Source organism: Brevundimonas goettingensis (assembly GCF_017487405.1).
Taxonomy (GTDB): domain Bacteria; phylum Pseudomonadota; class Alphaproteobacteria; order Caulobacterales; family Caulobacteraceae; genus Brevundimonas; species Brevundimonas goettingensis.
This window is the reverse complement of sequence record NZ_CP062222.1, coordinates 2,838,628-2,861,086: the sequence shown is the minus strand read 5'-3', so window position 1 is coordinate 2,861,086 and position 22,459 is coordinate 2,838,628. Positions and strand designations below refer to the sequence as shown.

General features: G+C 67.2%; 23 protein-coding genes. 13 read left to right on the top strand and 10 right to left on the bottom strand.

The window, feature by feature from the left end:
* Positions 1-2: 2 nt before the first annotated feature.
* Positions 3-326, bottom strand: a complete 324-nt coding sequence (locus IFJ75_RS13880; RefSeq protein WP_207868770.1) for a YerC/YecD family TrpR-related protein — start codon at positions 324-326, stop codon at positions 3-5.
* 189 nt (positions 327-515) lie between these two features.
* Between IFJ75_RS13880 and IFJ75_RS13875 the strand changes: the two genes are divergently transcribed.
* The 8 genes from IFJ75_RS13875 (at position 516) to pgsA (ending at position 8,117) form a co-directional block, all read left to right on the top strand.
* Complete coding sequence (locus IFJ75_RS13875; protein WP_207868769.1) at positions 516-1,919, top strand: circularly permuted type 2 ATP-grasp protein; 1,404 nt, start codon at positions 516-518, stop codon at positions 1,917-1,919.
* 1 nt (position 1,920) lies between these two features.
* Positions 1,921-2,112: a hypothetical protein gene (locus IFJ75_RS13870; RefSeq protein ID WP_207868768.1), complete on the top strand. Its 192-nt coding sequence runs from the start codon at positions 1,921-1,923 to the stop codon at positions 2,110-2,112.
* A 6-nt stretch (positions 2,113-2,118) separates the two neighbouring features.
* Positions 2,119-3,057, top strand: a complete 939-nt coding sequence (locus IFJ75_RS13865) for an alpha-E domain-containing protein (RefSeq protein ID WP_207868767.1) — start codon at positions 2,119-2,121, stop codon at positions 3,055-3,057.
* 4 nt (positions 3,058-3,061) lie between these two features.
* Positions 3,062-3,904 (top strand): transglutaminase family protein, encoded by an 843-nt coding sequence (locus IFJ75_RS13860; RefSeq protein ID WP_207868766.1) that lies wholly within the window; start codon positions 3,062-3,064, stop codon positions 3,902-3,904.
* A 102-nt stretch (positions 3,905-4,006) separates the two neighbouring features.
* Positions 4,007-4,762 carry a peptidase gene (locus IFJ75_RS13855; RefSeq protein WP_225896833.1) on the top strand — a complete coding sequence of 252 codons (756 nt, stop codon included), beginning with the start codon at positions 4,007-4,009 and terminating at the stop codon, positions 4,760-4,762.
* A gap of 45 nt (positions 4,763-4,807) precedes the next feature.
* Positions 4,808-6,706: an excinuclease ABC subunit UvrC gene (gene uvrC, locus IFJ75_RS13850; protein WP_207868764.1), complete on the top strand. Its 1,899-nt coding sequence runs from the start codon at positions 4,808-4,810 to the stop codon at positions 6,704-6,706.
* 54 nt (positions 6,707-6,760) lie between these two features.
* Complete coding sequence (locus IFJ75_RS13845; protein WP_207868763.1) at positions 6,761-7,384, top strand: carbonic anhydrase; 624 nt, start codon at positions 6,761-6,763, stop codon at positions 7,382-7,384.
* Positions 7,385-7,460: 76 nt separating this feature from the next.
* Positions 7,461-8,117, top strand: coding sequence for a CDP-diacylglycerol--glycerol-3-phosphate 3-phosphatidyltransferase (gene pgsA / locus IFJ75_RS13840; protein ID WP_207868762.1), 657 nt, complete (start codon positions 7,461-7,463; stop codon positions 8,115-8,117).
* A 1-nt stretch (position 8,118) separates the two neighbouring features.
* Here pgsA and IFJ75_RS13835 read toward each other — a convergent pair whose 3' ends face one another.
* The 3 genes from IFJ75_RS13835 to IFJ75_RS13825 all read right to left on the bottom strand — a co-directional run bounded on the left by IFJ75_RS13835 (position 8,119) and on the right by IFJ75_RS13825 (position 12,982).
* Entirely contained in the window at positions 8,119-8,637 is a 519-nt protein-coding gene (locus IFJ75_RS13835; protein WP_207932620.1) for a GNAT family N-acetyltransferase, read from the bottom strand.
* Between the two features lie 2 nt (positions 8,638-8,639).
* Entirely contained in the window at positions 8,640-10,700 is a 2,061-nt protein-coding gene (locus IFJ75_RS13830; RefSeq protein ID WP_207868761.1) for a S46 family peptidase, read from the bottom strand.
* A gap of 200 nt (positions 10,701-10,900) precedes the next feature.
* On the bottom strand, positions 10,901-12,982 hold the full coding sequence (locus tag IFJ75_RS13825; protein ID WP_207868760.1) for a S46 family peptidase: 2,082 nt from the start codon (positions 12,980-12,982) through the stop codon (positions 10,901-10,903).
* A 182-nt stretch (positions 12,983-13,164) separates the two neighbouring features.
* Here IFJ75_RS13825 and IFJ75_RS13820 point away from each other — a divergent pair, with 182 nt between their 5' ends.
* From IFJ75_RS13820 to IFJ75_RS13810, 3 genes are read left to right on the top strand one after another with little or no spacing between them, the layout of a single operon-like run.
* On the top strand, positions 13,165-14,337 hold the full coding sequence (locus IFJ75_RS13820) for an ABC transporter permease (protein ID WP_207868759.1): 1,173 nt from the start codon (positions 13,165-13,167) through the stop codon (positions 14,335-14,337).
* Positions 14,334-15,092: an ABC transporter ATP-binding protein gene (locus IFJ75_RS13815; RefSeq protein ID WP_207868758.1), complete on the top strand. Its 759-nt coding sequence runs from the start codon at positions 14,334-14,336 to the stop codon at positions 15,090-15,092. The genes IFJ75_RS13820 and IFJ75_RS13815 overlap by 4 nt, the downstream gene beginning before the upstream one ends.
* A gap of 34 nt (positions 15,093-15,126) precedes the next feature.
* Entirely contained in the window at positions 15,127-16,137 is a 1,011-nt protein-coding gene (locus tag IFJ75_RS13810; protein WP_207868757.1) for an HlyD family secretion protein, read from the top strand.
* 3 nt (positions 16,138-16,140) lie between these two features.
* On the opposite strand, the gene IFJ75_RS13805 is transcribed toward IFJ75_RS13810, so the two are convergent.
* The 5 genes from IFJ75_RS13805 to IFJ75_RS13785 form a co-directional block, all read right to left on the bottom strand.
* Positions 16,141-16,812, bottom strand: a complete 672-nt coding sequence (locus tag IFJ75_RS13805; protein WP_207868756.1) for a DsbA family oxidoreductase — start codon at positions 16,810-16,812, stop codon at positions 16,141-16,143.
* A 58-nt stretch (positions 16,813-16,870) separates the two neighbouring features.
* The gene (locus IFJ75_RS13800) at positions 16,871-19,045 is read right to left on the bottom strand and encodes a histidine kinase dimerization/phosphoacceptor domain -containing protein (RefSeq protein ID WP_225896832.1); all 2,175 of its coding nucleotides are present in this window, start codon (positions 19,043-19,045) and stop codon (positions 16,871-16,873) included.
* A gap of 1 nt (position 19,046) precedes the next feature.
* The gene (locus IFJ75_RS13795; protein WP_207868754.1) at positions 19,047-19,604 is read right to left on the bottom strand and encodes a biliverdin-producing heme oxygenase; all 558 of its coding nucleotides are present in this window, start codon (positions 19,602-19,604) and stop codon (positions 19,047-19,049) included.
* 10 nt (positions 19,605-19,614) lie between these two features.
* Entirely contained in the window at positions 19,615-20,427 is an 813-nt protein-coding gene (locus IFJ75_RS13790; RefSeq protein ID WP_225896831.1) for an enoyl-CoA hydratase-related protein, read from the bottom strand.
* 112 nt (positions 20,428-20,539) lie between these two features.
* Positions 20,540-20,695, bottom strand: a complete 156-nt coding sequence (locus IFJ75_RS13785; RefSeq protein WP_207868753.1) for a hypothetical protein — start codon at positions 20,693-20,695, stop codon at positions 20,540-20,542.
* A 224-nt stretch (positions 20,696-20,919) separates the two neighbouring features.
* Between IFJ75_RS13785 and IFJ75_RS13780 the strand changes: the two genes are divergently transcribed.
* A complete protein-coding gene (locus IFJ75_RS13780; protein ID WP_404822034.1) occupies positions 20,920-21,087 on the top strand; it encodes a DUF1289 domain-containing protein in 168 nt (55 codons plus the stop codon).
* Between the two features lie 118 nt (positions 21,088-21,205).
* Positions 21,206-21,736, top strand: coding sequence for a TIGR02281 family clan AA aspartic protease (locus IFJ75_RS13775; protein WP_207868751.1), 531 nt, complete (start codon positions 21,206-21,208; stop codon positions 21,734-21,736).
* A 10-nt stretch (positions 21,737-21,746) separates the two neighbouring features.
* Here IFJ75_RS13775 and IFJ75_RS13770 read toward each other — a convergent pair whose 3' ends face one another.
* Entirely contained in the window at positions 21,747-22,421 is a 675-nt protein-coding gene (locus tag IFJ75_RS13770; RefSeq protein WP_207868750.1) for a hypothetical protein, read from the bottom strand.
* Positions 22,422-22,459: the final 38 nt, after the last annotated feature.

Sequence of the window (22,459 nt, the reverse complement as noted above, 5' to 3'; positions counted from 1 at the left end):
TGTCAGGCTTTCTTCTTGGTCAGTCGATCCAGCACCAGGCTGTAGCCCTGATGCGGCATGTCTTTCAGGAACCGGGCGACGCGCACCACGGTGGTCGGGCTGGCGCCCGCCTCGGCGGCGATCTCGCGATAGGACTTGCCCTGCTCGTGCAACAGACGCGCCACGGCCCAGCGCTCAGCGAAGGCGCGCAGTTCCGAAGGGGTGCACAGGTCCGACAGGAAGGCGTCGAACTCCTCGCGCGTCTTCAGCGACAGCAGGGCGTCATAGAGCGCAATGCGGTCGTCGGCGGCTTTATTAACGGCCTTGCGGGTGATCGGGGCGGTCATGGCGCGTTCCACTAGAGTGTAACAGTGGAACAGTCAAGGGCGCCGCGCCGTTTGGACGTGAAGTTCGCGCACGCCCCTGACCCGGCGAAAGAAAACGTCTTTGCGCTGCAACATTTCTGTTGCGCGATGCGATGAGGCCAGCCCAATCTGAACGGGCTTAACAGAGGGAATGGGGCCACGTTCGACGAAATGTCAGGCGAAAGCGGATCCGGCGAGATCCGTCCCAGCTACCGGACCCTGGCCCGGTGGCTCGAGAACGCGCCGTCCGATCTGCTGCAGTCGCGGTCCCGTCAGGCCGAACTCTTCTTCCGCCGCATGGGGGTGACTTTCGCCGTCTATGGCGATGTCGAGTCCAATGAGCGGCTGATCCCCTTCGACGTGGTGCCGCGCATCATCGGGGCGAAGGAGTGGGAGGACCTCGAGAAGGGACTCAAGCAGCGCGTCTCGGCCATCAACGCCTTCCTCAAGGATATCTACGGTCCGCAGGAATGCATCAAGGCGGGCATTGTCCCCGCCGACCTGATTTTCACCAATCCCCACTATCGTCCCGAGATGCAGGGCCGCCGCCCACCGGGCGACATCTGGACCCACATCTGCGGCGTCGATCTGGTCCGCACCGGCGAGGACGGCTTCCTGGTGCTGGAAGACAACTGCCGCACTCCCTCGGGCGTCTCCTACATGCTGGAGAACCGCGAGATGATGATGCGGCTCTTCCCCGACCTGTTCGCCGAGCACCGCATCCGCCCGGTCGAGACCTATACCGACATGCTGCTGGCCAGCCTTCAGGCCTCGGCGCCGGCCGGGGCGGGGGCCGATCCGAACATCGTCGTCCTGACGCCGGGCCCGTACAACTCCGCCTATTACGAACACTCCTTCCTGGCCGACAAACTGGGGGTGGAGCTGGTCGAGGGCGGCGACCTCGTGGTCAATGACGACATCGTCTACATGCGCACGACCGAGGGTCTGAAGCGCGTCGACGTCATCTATCGCCGCGTCGACGATGAGTTCCTCGATCCCCTGACCTTCCGCCCGGACTCGGCGGTCGGCATTCCGGGGATCATGGCGGCCTATGCGGCGGGCAACGTCACCCTGTCGAACGCGGTCGGCACCGGCGTCGCCGACGACAAGGCCGTCTACACCTATATGCCCGACATCATCCGCTTCTTCTCGGGCGGCGATCCGATCCTGGGCAATGTGCCGACCTGGCGCTGCCGCGAGCCGGAAGCGCTCAAGGAGGTGCTCGACAAGCTGCCGGAGCTGGTGGTCAAGGAGGTCGGCGGCTCGGGCGGCTACGGCATGCTGGTGGGGCCCGCCTCGACCAAGGCCGAGATCGAGGCCTTCCGCGCCAAGCTGATCGCTGATCCCGACGACTTCATCGCCCAGCCGACGCTGGCGCTGTCGACAGCGCCGACGCTGGAAGGCGGCAACCTGTCGCCGCGCCACGTCGACCTTCGCCCCTTCGTCCTGTCCAGCCCCAAGGGTATTCGCGTCGCGCCCGGCGGTCTGACGCGGGTGGCGCTCAAGGCCGGCTCCCTGGTGGTCAATTCCAGTCAGGGCGGCGGAACCAAGGACACCTGGGTGCTGGATGACTAGTTTGAAGAAGATCGTCCTGATCAGCGCGATCGTCTTCGTATCGATCGCCTCCGCGTGTGTGCTGTGGGCCCGGAGCACGGGTCGGCTGGATGTGGGCGACGTAAGCCCGATCTTCGGCATTCTCACCATGGTGATGATTGCTGTCTCTGTCTGGGCCAGCCGCGTTCGCCCGACTTCGGCGAAGGTTGACTGAAGAGCCATGCTTAGCCGTACCGCAGACAGCCTTTACTGGACCGGCCGCTACATGGAGCGGGCGGACTTCCTCGCCCGGATTCTGGAAGCCGCCGTGCGTCTGGCCGCCCTTCCGGCCAAGGACGGCGCCGCCGCCACGGCCTGGGCCAGCGCCATCGCCTCGGCCGGGGTCTCGCGCGCCTTCGCCGCTTCGGGCCGGACCCCGAACGAAAAGTCGGTGCGCGAATACCTGGCCTTTGCCCCGGACAATCCGTCATCGATCCGCGCCTGCATCACCGCCGCCCGCACCAATGCGCGCTCGGTTCGCACCGCCCTGACCATCGAGCTGTGGGAGGCGATCAACGGCGCCTGGAACGGCATGAACGAGCTCGGCGAGCCGTCAAAGCGCGACGACTTCGTACGCTTCCTCGAATGGGTGAAGACCGTCTCCTTGAACGTCGAGGGCGCCTCCTCGCGAACCATGCTGCGCAACGACGCCTACTGGTTCCTGCGTCTGGGCATGGCCATCGAGCGGGCCGACAACACCGCCCGCCTGCTGGACGTGAAATACCACCTGCTGCTGCCGGCCGACGAGCGCGTCGGCGGCCAGCTCGACTATTTCCAGTGGACCACCCTGCTGCGTGAGGTCTCGGCCCTGACCGCCTATCGCTGGGTTTATCGCGAGAGCGTGCGGCCCTGGCTGGTCGCGGACCTGATGGTGCTCAACCGCCAGATGCCGCGCTCGCTCGCCAGCTGTCAGGGGATGATCGTCTCCTATCTGGAGAAGCTGGCCACCGACTATGGCCGGCGCGGTCCGTCCCAGCGGCTGGCCTCGTCGCGTCTGGCCCAGTTCAACGACGCCAAGATCGAGGACATCTTCCAGTCGGGCCTGCACGAATACATTCTCGGTTTCCTGAACGAGAACAACAATCTGGCCGCCGCCATCCACGACCAGTACTTGGTATGACCTGATGCGCATCCGGATCGACTACCAGACCCAATATGCCTACGCCCGGCCCGCGCGATTCATCGTCCAGACCCTGCGTCTGACGCCGCGGTCGACCGACAGCCAACAGGTCCGCGAATGGCGGATCGAGACGGACGTCGACACTCGTCTGCGCCGCTCGGACGACGCCTTCGGCAACATCGTCCACACCCTCTATACCGAGCGGCCCACGCCGACCCTGACCATCCGGGTCTCGGGGGAGGTGGCGACGACGGACACGGGCGGCGTCCTGCGCGGCCCGCCCGAACGTCTGTCGCCGCTCGTCTATCTTCGCGACAGCGCCCTGACCCACGCCGACGCGGCCCTGCGCGAGTTCACCGACAAGGTTGACGGCGAAGGGGATGTGCTGGCCCGTCTCCACCGGCTGATGGCGGCCATTCACGGCGAGGTCGCGTTCATGGTCGGGGCGACGACCGCCGATCACACCGCCGCCGACGCCTTCGCCCAACGGCAGGGCGTCTGTCAGGACCACGCCCAGATCTTCATCGCCTGCGCCCGCCGCATGGGCATCCCGGCCCGCTATGTCTCCGGTCACCTGCATCGCTCGGACGGGATCATCGATCAGGACGCCGCCCACGCCTGGGCCGAGGCCTGGGTGCCGGATCTGGGCTGGGTGGGGTTCGACGCGGCCAACGGCATCGCCCCGACGGAGCACTATGTGCGCGTGGCCTCGGGTCTCGATGCCCTGGGCGCCTCGCCCTTCCGCGGCACCAGCTACGGCGGCGGTCCGGAGACCATGACCGTGGCCCTGCGTGTGCGTCAGATGCAACAGACCCAGCAACAACAACAGACCATCGGATGGTCATGAAGTGTCAAGGGTCGTTGTGAGAAGAGAATCTGTTAGCCTTACGGCTTGCTTAGCGCGTGTGCGCCCCGAGGCTGTACTGAACCGATGACCTATTGCGTCGGCATGCTTGTGAACGATGGTCTGGCGATGATCGCCGACACGCGCACGAACGCGGGCGTCGACAACATCTCGTCCTACAAGAAGCTGCACGTCACCGAGGTCCCGGGCGAGCGCATCATCTCCATCTGCACCGCCGGTAATCTGTCGGTGACCCAGACGGCCCTGGCCATGGTCGCCGAGGGCATCAAGATGCCCGGTCACGACGACATCGAGACCCTTGAGAACACCCCCAGCCTGTTCCGCGCGGCCCAGCTGGTCGGCTATGCGCTCAATCAGGTCCGCAAGGAGATCGCGCCCTCGCTCGAGGCCGACAGCCTGCGCGTCTCGGCCTCCATGCTGCTGGGCGGCCAGATACGCGGCGGCAAGATGGGCCTCTATCTGATCTATGCCCAGGGCAATTTCATCCAGTGCAGCGCGGACACCCCGTACATGCAGATCGGCGAGCTCAAGTACGGCAAGCCGATCCTCGACCGCGCCCTGCGGCCCGACACCCCGATGGCCGAGGCGGTCAAGCTGGGGCTGATCAGCTTCGACTCGACCATCCGTTCGAACGTCGCCGTCGGCGCTCCGTTCGACATGGTCGTGATCAAGCGCGACAGCGTCCACGGCGAACAGCGCCGCATTGAGGTCGACGATCCCTACTTCAAGGACCTCGGCCGTCGCTGGTCCGAGGCCTTGGCCAACGCCCACCGCGCCATGCCGGCCCCGCCTTGGCTTGAGGACAATAGCGGCCGTCCGCAGATTTCGGTGGTGGGCTAGTCCCTCCCGCCAGCAATCGGTTTCAAATCGCCTATATTGCTCCCGATGACCGAGGAGACGATTCTGGCTGAAGACGGTTCAGGCGCGCTGAAGGCCGCCGAGCTGATCCGCGACGAGGCGCGCCGCGCGCCGGACAAACCCGGCGTCTATCGCATGTACGGCGAGGACGGGACCTGCCTCTATGTGGGCAAGGCGCGCTCGATCAAGAAGCGCATCCTCCAGTACGCCCAGGGCCGGTTCCACACCCAGCGCATCGGGCTGATGGTCTCCCTGACCCGGTCGATGGAGCTGGTGGTCACGGCCTCGGAGACCGAGGCCCTGCTGCTGGAATCCAACTTCATCAAGAAGCTGAAGCCGCGCTTCAATGTCGTGCTGCGCGACGACAAGTCCTTCGCCGAGCTGATGATCCGCCGCGATCACCGCGCGCCCCAGGTCCGGAAGCACCGCGGCGCCCACACGACGCCCGGCGACTATTTCGGACCCTTCGCCTCGACCTGGGCGGTGAACCGGACCCTGAACACCCTGCAGAAGGCCTTCCTCCTCAGGTCGTGCTCGGACAGCGTCTATGAGACCCGCACGCGGCCCTGCATGCTGCATCAGATCAAGCGCTGCTCGGCGCCCTGCACCGGCCTGATCTCGCTGGAGGATTACGGCGAGCTGGTCACCGAGGCCGAACAGTTCCTGCGCGGCAAGTCGCGCGCCGTCATCAGTCGCCTGTCCGCCGAAATGACCAACGCTGCCGAGGCCGAGGACTTCGAACAGGCCGCCCGCGTTCGCGACCGCATCCGCGCCCTGTCGGCCATCTCGATGGAGAATTCGGTCTCGGCCGAAGGCGTGGCGGAGGCCGACGTCTTCGCCCTGTTCAGTGAAGGCGGTCAGGCCTGCGTGCAGGTCTTCTTCTACCGCGCCGGCCAGAACTGGGGCGGCCGCGCCTATTTCCCGCGGGTCGACAAGTCGGACACCGATCCCGAGATCCTGTCCTCCTTCCTCGGCCAGTTCTACGAGGACAAGCCGGTCCCGCGCGTGATCCTGTCCAACGTCGTCCCGTTCGAGAAGGAGCTTCTGGAAGAGGCCTTCTCGATGAAAGCGAGGGAGGCGGACGGGCGGCGCGTCGTCTCCATCGATCGCCCGCAGCGCGGCGACAAGGCCGCCCTCGTCGAGCACGCCCTGACCAACGCCCGCGAGGCCCTGGGCCGGAAGATGGCCGAGGGCTCGGCCCAGGGCAAGATCCTCGACGAGGTCTGCGAGGCCTTCGGTCTGGACAGCAGGCCCGAGCGGATCGAGGTCTATGACAACGCCCACATCTCCGGGACCAATGCGGTCGGCGGCATGATCGTGGCGGGCCCCGAGGGCTTCCAGAAGTCGCAGTACCGCAAGTTCAACATCCGCGATCAGGAGATCACGCCGGGCGACGACTACGGCATGATGCGTGAAGTCATGCGCCGTCGCTTCGGGCGACTGGTCAAGGAAGAGGAGGAGGGCGCCGAGGAGGTGGTCCGCCCCGACCTGCTGCTGATCGACGGCGGCGCCGGCCAGCTGGCCGAGGTGCTGGCCGTGCTGGCCGATCTGGGGCTGGACGACATCCTGGCCGTCGGCGTGGCCAAGGGGCCGGACCGCGACGCGGGCAAGGAGCATTTCTTCGTGCCCGGCAAGCCGCCCTTCATGCTGCCGCTCAAGTCGCCGGCCCTCTACTACATCCAGCGGCTTCGCGACGAGGCCCACCGCTTCGCCAACGGCGCCCACGCCAAGCGCCGCTCGATGGACATCAAGCGAAACCCCCTCGACGAGATCGAGGGCGTTGGGCCCGGCCGCAAGAAGGCCCTGCTGCACGCCTTCGGCTCGGCCAAGGGGGTGGGTCGGGCCTCGGTGGTCGATCTGGTCAAGGTCGACGGGATCAGCGAACCTCTGGCCGAACGCATCCACGCCTTCTTCCGCAAGGCCTGACTTCCGTTAGGGCCTGACTTCCGCAACGGACCTTCCCGGCCTAGAACCGGGCTCATGAGCGATCCCACCGAAGACGCCCTGACCGAGGGCTACCGCCGTTTCCGCCAGGAGCACTGGCCGGAAGCCCGCGCGGAGTACGAGACCCTGGCCAAGGGCCAGAAGCCGCACACCCTGATCGTGGCCTGTTCCGACAGCCGCGCCGACCCGGCCCTGATCTTCGACGCGGCGCCGGGCGAGCTGTTCGTGGTCCGCAACGTCGCCAACCTGGTCCCGCCTTATGAGCCGGACGGCCAGAGGCACGGGGTCTCGGCGGCACTGGAGTTCGGGGTCAAGGTGCTGGAGGTGTCGCGCATCGTGGTCATGGGCCATGCCAGCTGCGGCGGCGTCGGCGCCATGCTGCACGGCGCCCCCGACAACTGCCGCGACTTCGTCGCCCCCTGGGTCGAGCAGGGCACGCCGGTGGTCCGCCATGTCGCCGAGACGGTCGCCCCCGAAGAGGTCCAGAGCGCGGCGGAGGAGGCCGTGGTCCGGCTGTCGATCCGCAACCTGCGCACCTTCCCCTGGATCGCCGAGCGCGAGGCGGCGGGCAAGCTGACCCTGACAGGCCTGCATTTCGGCATCGCCGACGGCGTGCTGCGCAAGCTGGGCGACGGGCCGAGGTTCGAACCTCTGGGCTGATCGGTCGTTTGGTTCAGGCAGTCGCGTCCGGCGGCGAAGCATGGCAAACGATATGCAGCCGCCTGAAAGAGACTCGATGACCCCCGCCCATCACGCCAATCCGATCCCCAACATCCTGACCGGCATTCGCCTGTTCGCCGGGGTGGTGATGTTCCTGATCCTGGCCGGGGCCACCGGGGGCTTCGGGCCGCTGTCGGCCTATCTGGACCCGGACGACCAGTTCGCCCTGTACCGCGCCGCCTTCTGGATTTTCGTGGTCGCGGCCTCGACCGACTGGGTCGACGGCTATCTGGCGCGCCGCTGGAACGCCACGACCCGCTGGGGCGCCATCCTCGACCCGATCGCCGACAAGATCCTGGTCACGGGGGCCATTCTGGGCGTGCTGACCTCGGGCTCCGTGCCCCAGATCGCCATCCCCTGCGGCCTGATCCTGTTCCGCGAGTTCGCCGTCTCGGCCCTGCGCGAGACCGTCGCCGGCAAGGTCAAACTGGATGTCACCCTCCTGGCCAAGTGGAAGACGACGCTGCAGATGGTCGCCCTCGGCGCCCAGCTTCTGGCCCGCAACTGGGACGGCTTCGGCTGGGACCTCGACTATATCGACCAGTTCCAGCTCGTCGCCGACACCCTGATCTGGGCCGCGGCCTTCGCCACCCTGTGGACCGGCTGGCAGTATTTCGACAAGGCGCGCCGCGAGATGAACAAGCCCGAAGTCGTCAAGCTGGACCCGCTCTAGATCAGAGCGCCTTCGTCAGCACCACGAACTCCAGATCGCGCCGCTTGGGCAGGCCGAAGCGCTCGTCGTTGAGAGGGAAGGGCTGGGTCTCGCCGGTCAGGGCATAGCCGCGCCGTTCGTACCAGGCGATCAGCTCCGCCCGCTGGCGGATGACCGTCATCTCCATGCGCGGCGCCTTCAGCGTCTGCGCCGCGAAGGCCTCGGCGCCCGCCATCAGTCGACGGCCCAGACCGCCCGCCTGCCGCTCCGGATCGACCGACAACATGCCCAGATAGGCCGAACCGTCAGCCTGACGGGCCACGAGGACGCAGCCGACCAGAGCCGCCCCCTCCAGCGCCAGAAGGAGGGTTTTGTCCGGTTCGGCGATGATCTCGGCCAGGCCGTCCGCGTCGGTGCGCTGACCGCCCAGCAGGTCGGCCTCATGGGTCCAGCCCTTTTTCGCCGTTTCGCCGCGATAGGCGCTCTCGACCAGACGGTGCAGGGCCGGGATGTCGTCCGGCGTGGCCGGCCTCAGGTTCAGGCTCACCGAACCCCCAGTTCCGCGACCAGACCCGACATGCCGTAGACGTCGCGCAGGGCGGCGGTGACGGCGCCGGTGGTGACGATGACGCTGCGGTTGACCTGGCGGTCATAGCCATAGGCGTTGCGCTGGCTGAGTACGGTCGAGTCGAAGTTCGCCCCGACGATCTCGCCCTTCGCATTGACAACGGGCGAGCCCGAGGAGCCGCCGATGGTGTCCGACGATACGGTCATGTCCAGCACGGTGTCGGCCGGGATTCGGTCCTTCGCGGCCAGCAGCTTCGGCGCGACGTCGAACGGCGGGGCGCCGGTGGCGCGGTCCCACAGGCCGGCGAAGGTGGTGAAGGGGCCCCAGCGCTGGCCGGGCACGTCCGAGCCCTCGATCTTGCCATAGGTCAGGCGCAGGGTTCCGGTCGCATCCGGATAGACGGCGTCGCCATAGGCGGCGAAGCGGGCCTTGGCGAGGGCTTCGGAGCCGCGGTCGGTCGGGGCCTGAACCTTCTCCTCCCACTCGGTGCGGATGGCGCGGGTCGGCTCCTGGATCAACAGCAGATACTGGATCATCGGATCGTCCGACGCCTGAATGGCGGCGAGACCGCCTTCCCACAGGGCGCGGCGCACTGCCGGATCGGCCAGCTTCGTGCCCGAGACGACGCGGGCCGACAGCTGTTCAGGCGATTCCCGGCCCAGCAGCGGACGCACATAGGGGCTGTCGACGGTCAGCCATTCGCGCGTCTTGGACAGCCACCACTCCATGCGAATCTGCTCGAGCTCCGGATAGACGGGCTTTTCGGCGAACAGGGCGGTCCGGGCGGCCGACAGGCGGCTGTCGGCGAACTCCGGCAGGCGCTGGTCCGACGGCTTGGCCCGCTCCTGCGCGCCGCGCACCAGCGTCCGCGCCCAGAGGAACAGCTGCGATCCGCCGGCGACCGAGGTCGTGCCGATGCCGGTGCCGCCCTCCAGCAGGGCGTAGGGGGCATAGAGTTCGCGCACCGCCGGCTGGATCGCGGCCAGATCATTGAAGGTCGCCTCGCCGGCCTTCTGTCGGAAATCGGCCTCGCCCGCTGCTCGCGTCGCCATGAAGGCCGGGTCGGTCAGGGCGCGCATGCGACCGAGACCGCGCTTGTAGGTGTTCTCGAGGCTGACGATCGGGTCCATGGCCTCGAAGGCCTGACGCTCGCCCTCTTCGGAATAGCGGATCATCCGGCCGCGCAGCTCGGACGCAATCAGCTGATCCATCGGCAGGACCACGTCGCGCACCGTCATCAGCTGGTCCTGGGTCAGCAGGCGCTGGGTCGCACCCGGGCTGCCGGAGACGAAGACCGGCGTGCCTTCGACCGGCGCCGAAGCGTTCCAGGCGAAATGGGTCGGGGTCCGGGCCGGAGCGTCGTTCTCATACAGCCGGATGAAGGCCGCATCGATGGCGAAGCGCGGGAAGGAGAAGTTGTCGAGGTCGCCGCCGAAGGTCGCGGCCCGGTCCTCGGGCGCGAAGGCCAGACGGATGTCGGTGTATTTCTTGTAGGTGTAGAGCTTGAACTGGCCGCCGCGGTACAGGCTGACGACCTGACAGCGTTTGTCCGTCGCATCACCGCAGGCTTCGCTCTCGATACGGCCCGCTTCGGCGTCACGCGCCTGGGTGAAGGCGGCGCCCGAAAGGCCCTCTCCGGCCTTGTGCATCCGCTCGGTCACGTCGGCGATGCCGGTCAGAACCTCGGCCGTGCCGCCCGGACATTTGACTTCTTCCTCGCGCGCCCTGGGCGTGAAGCCGGTCTCGGCATAGTTGGTCGCCTGGGTCGAGATATTGGCCACGCAGGTCGCGACGCAGTGATTGTTGGTCATCACCAGCCCTTCGCCGGAGACGATCCCCGCCGAACAGCCGCCGAACTTCACCGACGAAAGCCGCACCTGATCGAGGAAACCCTGATCGATGCTCGTCCCCAGGGTCTGGTTGGCCCGGGCGATCGGGAAGTTGTCGAAGGTCCACATGCCTTCTTCCGCGCTCGCCGACGAGGCGGCGGCGAAGGCGAGGACGGCGATGGAGGCGGCGAGGGTGAGATGACGCATCTTGAATCTCCTTCCTTCTCCCCTTGCGGGAGAAGGTGGCCGGCGAAGCCGGTCGGATGAGGGGTCACGCGGTGGCGTGAACAATTCTGGGTGCACGTATGAAAGAAAAAGGGGCCGACCGGCAAGACCGGTGCGACCCCTCATCCGTCAGCCTGCGGCTGCCACCATCTCCCGCAGGGGGAGAAGGAAGCCGGTGATCGTTATCGAACGCCCAGTTCCGCCAGCAGGCGGGGCTGATGGTAGATGTTGCGCAGGGCCTCGGTGATCGCGGCGGTCGAAACCGTCACCGTCCGGTTCAGCGCGCCGTCGTAACCGAACGAACCGCCCAGCGAGTGGATGTTGCCGTCGAAGGCGGCGCCGATCACCTCACCCTTGGCGTTGATCACGGGCGAGCCCGAGTTGCCGCCGATGATGTCGTTGGTCGAGACGAAGTCGTAGACGGTGTCCTTGTTCACCTTCGACTCGTTGTCGAGGAAGGCCTGGGCCGCGTTGAACGGCTCGGCGCCCGTGGCCCGCTCATAGAGGCCGCCCATATAGGTGAAGGGCGGAACGGTGACGCCGCGATAGGTCCAGCCCTCGACCGCGCCGTAGGACAGACGCAGGGAGAAGGTCGCGTCGGGATAGAGGTTGGTGCCATAGACCGCAAACCGGGCCTGGGCGATCTTCTCGCCGGCCTTGGCCGTCGGGCCGTTGACGGCCGAGTCCCACTGGGCGCGCACGGCTTGGGCCGCGTTGTCATTGGCCAGGACGAAGGCGATCATCGGGTCGCCCGAGGCGGCCAGCTGTTCCGGGGTCATGGCGAACATCTGGGCGCGCACGGCCGGGTCGCCCAGCTTGGTGCCCTGAACCAGACGGTCGGCGATGTCGGCCGGGGCGTCCTTGCCGAGCATGGCCTTCACCTCGGCATTGTCGACGGTGAGGTATTCCCGCGTCTTCAGCATCCAGTGGGTCAGGTAGATTTCTTCCAGACCCTGGTCGATGGGGGTGACCTCGGCCAGGCGGCGGGCCTGTTGGGCCAGGGCGGCGTCGGTATAGCCGGCGCGGCGCTCGGCCAGGGGCTTGGCGCGTTCCTTGGCGGCGCGGACTATGGTCTTGGCGTAGCGGTACAGGTCCGAGCCGCCGCCGGCCGAGGCTTCCAACTGGCGGTAGGGCAGGTAGAGGTCGCGGGCCGAGGCCTGGACCTTCTCCAGATCGCCCCACGGATCGCCGATGCGGGCGGCGATGGCGGGATCGGCGGCGACGCGGGCGCGCAGCTCGGCTTCCTGCTCACGCTTCTTGCCCATAAAGTCTGGGTCGGTCAGGGCGCCTTCCTGGCCGTAATAGACCTTGAAGCTGTTCTCCAGACCGAACAGAGGGTCGAAGACGACCCGCTTGGCCTCTTCCGAGGTGGTCGCATATTCCTGCAGGCGGCCGCGCAGTTCCGAAGCCTGGATCAGGGTGATCGGGTTCACCTGGTCGCGCAGGCGCTCCAGCTGCGACATGGTCAGCAGACGCGAGGTCGAGCCCGGGTTGCCCGCGACGAAGGTCACGTCGCCTTCCTTGGGCGCGTTCGGGTTCCAGGTCAGGTGGGTCGGGGTCGCGACCGGCTTGCCGTCCTCATAGATGCGCAGGAAGCCGGTATCGAGGGCGTAGCGCGGGAAGTTGAAGTTGTCGGGATCCCCACCGAAGAAGGCGGCCTGGTTTTCCGGCGCGAAGACCAGGCGGACGTCCTCGTACTTGCGGAACTTGTACAGGGCGTAGCGGCCGCCGCGGTAGAAGCTGATCACCTGACAGGTCTGGGTTTCCTTGTCGGTGCAGTTCTCGTCCTCGATCTTTGTCGTCTCGGCGCCGCGCGCCTGGACGAAGGCCGCGCCTTCCAGCCCCTGGCCGGCGCCCAGCACCCGGTCGGTGACGTCGATGATGTCGGTCAGGATCTCGGCGGTCTGGCCGGGGCACTCCTTCTCTTCCTCGCGGGTCGCGGTCAGGAAGCCGTTCTTGACGTAGTCATGCTCGGCCGAGGACAGCTCCTGGGCGCAGCCGACGACGCAGTGCCAGTTGGTCAGGATCAGACCCTCGCCCGAGACCAGCGAGGCCGAGCAGCCGTTGATGCGCACGGCGGAATTGCGGACCCGGTCCAGCCAGGCCTGATCGATGTGGGTGCCGTATTTGTCGTTCACCGTCTGGATGGGGAAGTTGTCGAACGTCCACATGCCTTCGTCCGCCTTCGCGGGCGTGGAGGCGGCGGACAGGACGGCCGTCGCCGCGCCGAGTGCGGCGAGCGAGACGGTGAATCGAAGCGACATTTTTGGCGTTCTCCCGGTTTGAGCCGGGATTGCTAGACCCAAGCCGGGCCGCCGTCCATGCTGCCGGGCTGTGTCATCGCGACACCTCTGTTCGCCGACCGTGCGCCTTACCCCGATTTAACTTGGACTTGACCTTCGTCGGCCTCAGATAACGGGACACTTCGGGGTTGAAACGCTTTTCCATGTCGCTTGCACTATCCACGCTGCTGTTTGAGTGGCGGCGCTATATGGCCGCCGTGATGGCCCTGGCCCTGTCCGGGCTGCTGGTCCTCGCCATGACCGGTGTCTTCATCGGCATCGGCAAGGGCTTCACCGCCACCATCGAACGGTCCAGCGCCGACATCATCATCATGCAGCCCGGCGCCAAGAGCCTGATCGGCGGCCCCTCGGGCGTGCCGCGTCGGTTCATTCCCCTGGCCTACAACCATCCCGAGGTTGTCGAGGTGAAGCCGCTCGACGGCGCCGGCGGCACGTTCCAGTCCATCAAGGACGTCGATCCGACCATGTCCCAGGCCGAGCGCGCCCGGCGCGGCGCGCCCAAACAGCAGTTCGTCCAGACCTCGATCATCGACACCACGCCCGGCGCGGTGACCATTCCGACCGACTATTCCCAGGAACTGATCGACGCCCTGCGCCAGCCCTATACTGTCGCCATCGATGAAACCAGCCTGCCGAAACTGGGCGTCAAACTGGGCGACAAGGCCCTGTACAACGGCCAGACCGTCACCGTCGTCGCCGTGTTGCGTGGCTATCCCAACATGATGCAGTCGACGATTGTGATGTCGCGCGACACCCTGCGGATGGTGGGTCAGGCCGACACCGGCCCGCGCGTCGGCCCCCTGATGGTCAAGCTGCGTGATCCGAGCCGCGCCCAGCTCGTCGCCGCCCAGCTGAACACCATCGGCAACGGCCAGTGGAAGGCGTGGACGCGTCAGGAATTGGCCGACGCCAACGCCGGCGCCATGTTCGAGGAAGGCATTCTGGTCATCATCATCGGCGGCTGCGTGGTGCTCGGCACCATCATCGGGGTGGCCATCACCTGGCAGACCCTGCGCGGCGCCATCATGGCCAACATCAAGGAGTTCGCCTCCCTGCGGGCGCTCGGCGTCGGCATGGGTTCGCTGAACCGGATCGTGGTCGAGCTCAGCTTCTGGGTCGGGTGCGTCGGAGTGATCGCGGCGATTGTCCTGACCTGGCTGGTGTCGCTGCTGGCCATGGCCAACGCCGTCATCATCGCCTTGCCGCCCATCCTTCTGGTGGTCGTCGGCGGCGGACTGATCGTGATCGCCATGCTGTCCGGCATCCTGTCGCTGGGCATCCTCAAGAACAGCCAACCGGCGGACCTGCTGCGATGAACGCCCATACGAAAGTTCACGGCAAGCACGGCGACTTCGCCATCGAGGCCAAGAAGCTGGTCAAGCGCTTCAAGTCCGGCAAGGCCTATGTCGAGGTGCTCAAGGGCGTCGATTTCGATGCCCGCCACGGCGACCTGACCATGGTCATGGGACCGTCGGGCTCGGGTAAGTCGACTCTGATCGCGGCGCTGTCGGGCCTGCTGCGTCCTGAGGAAGGGCGCGTCGACGCTCTCGACGTCGATGACCTGTGGAAGCTGTCCAGCGGCCGGATCGACAAGTTCCGCCTGGACCACTGCGGCTTCATTTTCCAGGGCTTCAACCTGTTCCCGGCCCTGACCGCCCTGCAGCAGGTCGAGATCGTGCTCAAGTTCCAGGGCCTGTCGCCAGGCCAGGCCAAGAAGCGCGCCACCGAGGCCCTGACCGAGGTCGGGCTGTCGCACCGCCTGCATCAGCGCCCCGCCATCCTGTCGGGCGGTGAAAAGCAGCGCGTCGCCATCGCGCGGGCCCTGGCCAAGGATCCGAAGATCCTCTTCGCCGACGAACCCACCTCGGCGCTGGACGGCGAGAACGGTCAGGTGGTCATCCGCCTGCTGCGCCGCGCCGCCACCGAACACGGCGCCGCCGTCATCTGCGTGACCCACGACCCCCGCCTCGAGGCCTGGGCCGACCGGGTCATCAAGATCGAGGACGGCGTTATCGTCTCCGACGAGCGCCGCGTGCCCGACCCGACCGCCACCCTCTCCTCGCACCACTGATCGCCAGAACAAGATCCCTCAGGACCCAACGCCCATGCCCGCCTTTCTGAAGAACAAATGGACCTGGATCGGCCTTCTGCTGATCATCGTGCTGGTCGTCGGCTTCCTCATGTTCAGCCAGGGACAGGCCGCCAAGAAGGCCGAGGTCGAGAAGGCCGCTGCGACCAAGGTCGAAAGCCCCTATGCGGCTATCGCCAACGGCAAGGTCGATATCGAGGGCGGCATCATCCAGATCGCGGCCCGCCGCGGCGGCATCATCCGCGAAGTCCTGGTCCAGGAAGGCGACCGCGTCGTCGCCGGCCAGATTCTCGCCCGCCAGGAAGACGATGAAGCCCGCCTGGCCGTCCAGAGCGCCCGCGCCCAGGTCGTCCAGGCCGAGAGCCAGCTGGCCCAGATCCGCGTCGACATCCGCACCGCCCAGCGCGAGCGCGATCGCCTGCAGAAGCTGGTCGCCACCAACTTTGTCGCCGCCCAGCGCATCGACCAGGCCCAGGACGCCATCGACACGGCCCAGGCCCGCCTCGGCTCGCAGACGGCCGCCGTCCAGACCGCCCGCGCCCAGCTGTCGCAATCGCTCTACAACGAAGAGCTGACGGTGATCCGCAGCCCGATGGCCGGCCGCATCGTTCGCCGCTACGCCAACCCCGGCGCCGGCGCCTCGACCCTGAACGTCTCGGCCATGTTCGATCTGGAGCCCGACGCTCCGCGCATCGCCCGGGCCGAAATCGTCGAATCCGACATCCCCAACATCGCCGCCGGCCAGGCCGTCGAGATCACCCCGGAAGGCGATCCGTCGAAGGTCTACATCGGTTCGGTCCTGCGCCGCGCCGCTGTCTTCGGCGCCCGCAAGCTGGCTTCGGACGATCCCTCGCAGCGCTCCGACGAACGGGTCGTCGAGGTCGTGGTCTCGGCTGGCGACGCGCCCCTGCTGATCGGCCAGCGCGTCCTGGTCAAGTTCATGAAGCCCGGCCAGACCGCCGGCGCCCCGCGCACCGTCTCCGCCGGCGTCCCCGCCGACCGCGCGATGCGTCAGCAGGGTTCGTAAGATCTAGACGGCGGAGGGAGCCGCTCCCTCCGCCGCAATCTGGCGCAAAGCCTGTTCGAACACCTCGGCGGGCTGGCCGCCCGAGATCAGGTATTTGTCGTTGATGATGACGGCCGGGACCGAGTTGATCCCCCGGCTGCGCCACAGCTCTTCGGCCGCGTGCACGTCGGCGGCGTAGAGGTCGTCGGACAGCACCTCGACCGCCTCCGCCCGGTCCAGCCCGGCCGAGGCCGCAGCATCGGCCAGCACTCCAGGATCGCCCGGATTCAGCTGTTTCGTGAAATAGGCCTCGAACAGCGCGGCCTTCAGCGCCGCCTGTCGGCCCTCGCCCTTGCCTTCCGCCCAGTGCAGCAGCCGGTGGGCGTCGAAGGTGTTGTAGATACGGCTCTCGTCCGTCATCCGCATCGCGAACCCCACCTCGGCGGCGCGGCCCTTGATCATGGCGCGGGCCTGGGCTGACTGCTCGGGCGTCGATCCGTATTTGCGGCCGATGTGCTCGACGATGTTCTCGCCTTCGGGCGCCATCTGCGGGTTCAGCTCGAACGGCTGGAAGTGGATGTCGACATCGACCAGATCGCCGACCCGACCAATCGCCGTCTCCAGCCCGCCCAGACCGATCACGCACCAGGGGCAGGAGACGTCGGAGACGAAGTCGATCTTGATCGGGGTCGGCATGGCGGGCGTCCTTGAGCGTTTCGTCCGCATATGGGCGCCGGCCGGCCCGCCGCCAGCCCTAGCCGATCGGCGCCGTCAGGATGACCCGCAGCCCCGGTCGTGCATCCCGGTATTCGATGGCCGCGCCCAGCTGGCCGGCCAGGCTTTCGATCAGGCGCGAGCCGAAGCCCTTGCCCGACTGGTGCCCGCCCACGCCCTCGTCTGCGACGACGATCCGGGCGGAGCCGCGATCTTCCTCGAGGGTGACATAGAGTGGGCCTGGACGGCCGCCGTAGGCGTATTTCTGGGCGTTGATGATCAGTTCGGTCAGGACGAGACCGAAGGTCGTCGCGCGGCCCGCCTCGACGCTGACTGGCGCCAGTTCGGTATGGATCAGCTCGGCCCAGTCCTGCCCGGACGAGGTCGCCATATCTTCAATCAGCTCGGAGAAGTAGCGTCCCAGATCGATCGTCTCGAACTGGTCGGCGCGATACAGCCGGCTGTGCACCAGCGACACGGCCTTCACCCGCCGCTGGGCCTCCCTGAGCACCTCGGACGCCGGTCGGCTGTCGGGATTGTCGCGCGCCTGCAGTGACAGGAAGCTGGTGATCAGCTGAAGGCTGTTCTGCACCCGGTGATTGACCTCGCGCAGCAGGAAGTCCTGATGTTCCAGCTGCAGATCGCGGTCGGCGACCGATTCCTGCAGCGACTGGTTGACCTGGCGCATCTGGCGCAGGGCGCGCAGTTCGAACACGGCGTCGCGGAACCGCCCGGCGCTTTCGATCTCGGGGTTGGTCCAGCGCTGTGCCCGGCCGCTGACCGTCTCGGTCCATTCTGCGAAACTGGCGCGGGGCGTCAGCTTGCCCGCCTCTCCCGTCTTGACCGCCGTGTGTGGGTCGCCCGCCCAGCGTACGACCTCCAGCTTCTCGGCCCGGAACCACATCAGCACAAAAGGTTCGTCGGCGGCGATGACGAAGCCCATGAAGCCGCTGGCCTCGGCCTTCCACGCGGTCGCGGCGGGGAACACCTCCGACAGGCTGGCGGTCGACATGACCCGTCCCGCCGCGGTCTTCGCCACCCAGTTGCCCAGAGCCACGACGCCGTTGGCGGGAGGGCAGGCGCCGCCGGTGGAGACGCTCTTGCCCCGCAATACGGCCGCGCCCGTCGCTCCGACCAGGGCCGCGATCTCGTCGAGGTGTTTGGCCAGGGCCGCGTCGAGCGGCTCCTCCAGCGGGATGCGGGCGACCAGTTCGTCCTCCAGCCCGCGCAGCCGCACCCGTTCGCGATAAAGCTCGGCGTCATCCTTGGCCTTGAGCTGACGCGCCAGCCCCCGGGCCAGCGCCGTCGCCGCGATCCGGGTTTCATGGGTCAGCAGGCGCGGCCGGCTGTCATGGCAGGCGACCAGGCCCCACAGCACCCCGTCGGTGACGATGGAGATCGAGGCCGAGGCCCCGACATCCATGTTGCGCAGGTACTGAAGGTGGATCGGCGAGACGCTGCGCAGGACGCTGTCGCTCATGTCCAGAGGCGGCTCACTTTGCGGCAGGGCCGGGCGCAGCGGGCGCGGCGAATAGCGCACCTCGGGGATCACCCGGACCGGGTTGCGCACATAGAGAGCGCGCGCCTGTTTCGGAATATCCGTCGCTGGGAAGTGGTGGTTCAGAAAGGACGACATCTCCGGCGACTTCGATTCCGCCAGGACCGCGCCCGCCTCGTCGTCGAGGAAGCGGTAGATCATCACCCGCTCGAAACCGGTCAGGTTGCGGAACTCGTCGGCGGCGCGGGCCGCCAACTGCCGTACGTTCAGGGCGCGCTCGAAAGCGGCGCTCGCCTTGTCCAGCCGGGCCAGGAGATCGATGCCGAAGGTCGCGGCGCCGTCGCTGCGTTCGACCTCGATGATCCGCCGCGTGCCGCTCAGATGGGTGCTGACATCGAATGTTTCGCCGGACGGCGCCGTCCACCGGCCGACGAACACGGCGCCGTCCGCCGGAGCGGGAGAGCTCAGGCTTTCCGTGATCGCCTCGCCCAGAAGGCCGACCAGCGGCTGACCGATCCAGTCCTGAACGCCCGTGATCTCTTCGATATCGCCCGCACCGTGGGTTACGACCGCATCATCGCCCCCGGTCGCCAGCATGAAGCCGTGCGGCTGGATCGAGCCTGGAATGTGGATAGGTTCGCGGTCGCAATCGTTCAGATCGGCGTCGGACAGCAGCAGTTCAGCGGCCAGGGATCCGGGAGAGGGCGTTTCAGGCACGTCAGTCTCCGCAAAGAACCTCATGGGCATAGCGGAAACCGGCGACGCCGCCGGCCAGAACGTCCGGACGCGCCTTGGGTTCCCGGCGATCCGACGCGTCGAGAACTTCGACGAAGCGCCGCCACCAGTCCCCTGTATCAGCCCCGTACGGATGCAAAAAGCTCAATCCGAGCAAATCCTTACCCTGGCCCAGAAGTGTACGGTGGATGACCCGGCCGCCCAGCGAACTGCCCTCCAGCACATACCACCAGCCGAGGGCCTCTGCGGCTGAGGCGACGTGCGGCGGGCGGGTCGTCAGTGGGCGGCCCCCGAGGTCGGACAGGTCCTGCGCGATGCCCTCGGCCCGGCGACGCTGCGAGAACTCCAGACCCGGCATATCCTTCAGCCAGGGCTCCACCGCCGGCTCGACCGCGGCGTGCAGCCGGTGGAACCGCGCCACCAGATCCCGCCGGCTGTCGGTCTCCGCGACCCGACCGAACAGGTCGATGTCGGTCTCCAGCGCCTTGTGGGCCTCGCCCGTCGCTTCGCGCAGGGCCTCGATGATCGCAGGTTGGGACACGGAAGGGCCTTCAGTCGCCGGTGAAGGTCCCGGCGCGCTTCTCGAGCACCGCCGTCACCCCTTCAATATGGTCGTCGGTCAGATGGGCGAGGGCCTGCATGGCGGCGGACAGCTCCAGCGTCTGGTCGAAATTCATGTCGCGCCCCTGACGCAGCAGGGATTTGGCCATGCGCAGGGCGCGCGGCGGTTGGGCGGCGACCTGACCGGCGGTGATCAGGGCCTCGGCCATCAGGGCTTCATGCGCCACGACGCGGTTGACCAGACCCCAGCTGTCGGCGGTTTCGGCGTCCACGGCCCGGGCGGTGAACAGCATCTCGGCGGCGCGGACATAGCCGACATTCCTCGGCAGCAGCCAGGAGCCGCCGTCGCCAGGGATGATGCCCAGCTTCAGGAAGGGCACGCCGAAGCTGGCCCGGTCCGAGGCGATGCGGATATCGGCCAGACCCGCGATGTCGCAGCCCAAGCCGAAGGCGGGACCGTTGACCGCCGCGATCAGCGGAACCTCCAGCCCGTAGAAGGCGCGCACGATCCGGTGCACGACCCGGCGGTACTGTTCGCGGATGGCCGCGCCCGAACCCGCGAACAGGTCCTCACGCGCCTTCATGGAGTTCAGGTCGCCGCCCGCCGAGAAGGCGCGGCCGGCGCCGGTCAGGACCACGCAGCGGATGTCGAGGTCGGCGTTCACCGCCTCGCAGATCGCCGCCACCTCTTCGCCGTCGCCGAGGTCGGGCAGGGCGTTCAGCCGCTCGGCCCGGTCGAAGGTCAGGACCAGCACCGATCCGCCGCCGGGCTGGGCGATCTTTTCCTGCAGGATGAAGGCCACGACGCGCTCCGGAATTGCAAACCCCGGCCTTGTCGGGGCCGGGGCTCGGGCGTGCAAGTCGGAACTTGCTGTTTGATCTTGCGATCTGGGCTTCGGCCCGGATCAGCGGACCCTATCGGGGGCGCTTGATCTCGATGGGGACGAAGTTGGAAGGGTGGCTGACCACGCGATCGTTCGCGCGGCTCTGCTTGCCAGAGTTCACCAACATCCCGCCCCAGAAGGCGAAGGACGTCATGGCGTGCTGGAGATTCCTGTCCTTGTCGTTCATCTTTGATGTCTCCTTTCGTTGAACGAGGAAAAGAGACACGTCGTGCTTGCAGGGGTTTGCACCCTCTTAGTCGTTTCGCGTCGAGTTTTAGATCGCATACGGAGTGATTAATTGCAAGGGTTTTGGTCTGGGTCCGGAGTATATTTCGCATGTCTGTCACGCCTGTGACTCCTGAGCCACGGCCAGACAACCGGGTTGCCCCCAAGGCGATCGCAACCCCGTGCGTGAAGGTCTGCATCGTCGACGGCGCGTCCGGCCTCTGTCTGGGCTGCTACCGGACGCTTGTGGAGATCGGCGGCTGGTCCGGTCTGACGGACGAGCAGCGTGCTGAAATCATGGCCGATTTGCCGAAGCGAAAGGGTCAGATCGAGCCCGCCAAACTCGGCCTCTAGGGCCGTGCTGATACGGCGGCGCTTATCAACCTTTTGTCAGCCACATCGGTTCACCGCATCCCAAGACGGTTGTGAGAGGGTGATCTCGCCGCAGAAGCGGTTTCAGTCGCGTGAGCCCATGATCCGCTTCGATTTCCAGACTGTCGCCGTGATGGTGATGGCCACCGCCTCCTCGCTGAGCGTGGCCTTCTGGCTGAATCACGCCGATGCGCGCGGTCAGGCCCATGCCGAGACCGCCGCCGTCATCCCTGCCGTGAACGCCCCCGCCCATCACTCCAGCTCGAGCGCCGCCCAGGTGCTCAAGGCCGCAGACGGTCACTACTGGGCCGAGGCCGAAATCGACGGCCGCGCCGTCCGCGTCCTGGTCGACACCGGCGCCAGCGTCGTGGCCCTGACCCGCGAGGACGCCCTGCGCCTGGGGCTTCGTCTGACTCCGGATGATTTCACCCGCACGGTCCAGACCGCCTCCGGTCCGGCCCGCGCCGCCGCGGTCGAGCTCAAGTCCGTCGCCATCGCCGGCGCCGAGGTCCGTCAGGTCCAGGCCCTGGTGGTCGAGAACGGCCTCAGCCAGTCCCTGCTGGGCATGAGCTATCTCGGCCGGCTGTCCGGCTTCGAGGCCACCCCCGCCGGCCTGACGCTGAGACCCTGACGCTCCGCGCCTAGAAGCGGTAGGTCACGCCCACCTGCACCACGGGCAGGACCTTGAAGTTGTCGGCGTCGTCCTGAATGTCGGCCTCTTCCTGCGCCAGCTGCGCCTGGAAGGTCGGGTCGTTCGACAGGGTCCCGCCGCTGGCGTTCAGATCGACCTGCGGCTCATCGCCGAACGCCGCCCCGGCCAGCAGGCGAAAGCCCCAGTGGCCCGGCGACGTGAAGGTGTTGTCATAGCCGATGCCGACAAAGGGCGCGGTGCTCTCCAGCTCGATCTTGCCGGTCAGATTGCCGATCTGGGCCGGGGTGAAGACCGTGCCGCCGATATTGGTGTTGGTCGTCGGGGTGGCGTCCAGATTGACGTCGCGGGCGCCGAAAAAGGCCCCGGCCGAGACGAAGAAGGCATTGCCCGTCGGGTGCCAGTCGATGAAGGCGCCCGGCGAGGAGAAGTCCAGCTGGGCGTTGTAGTCGATGTCGTCATAGCTGTCGTCGCGGTCGAACTTCAGGGCGTCATAAGACCCACGCACCACGAAGTTCGGCGATAGGGAATAGAGGACCGAGACGCCGCCGCCCGGCGTACCCAACTGCCCGCCGACGGCGAAGCGGCCGTCCTGGGCCGAGGCCGTCGAGGCGAGGGCGAGGGCGGCGAGGCCCGTCGCGGCGAACAGGCTGGTCAGGCGGGTCATGGGGGAACTCCGAAGGAACGGCCGGGGGAGGGGCTCGC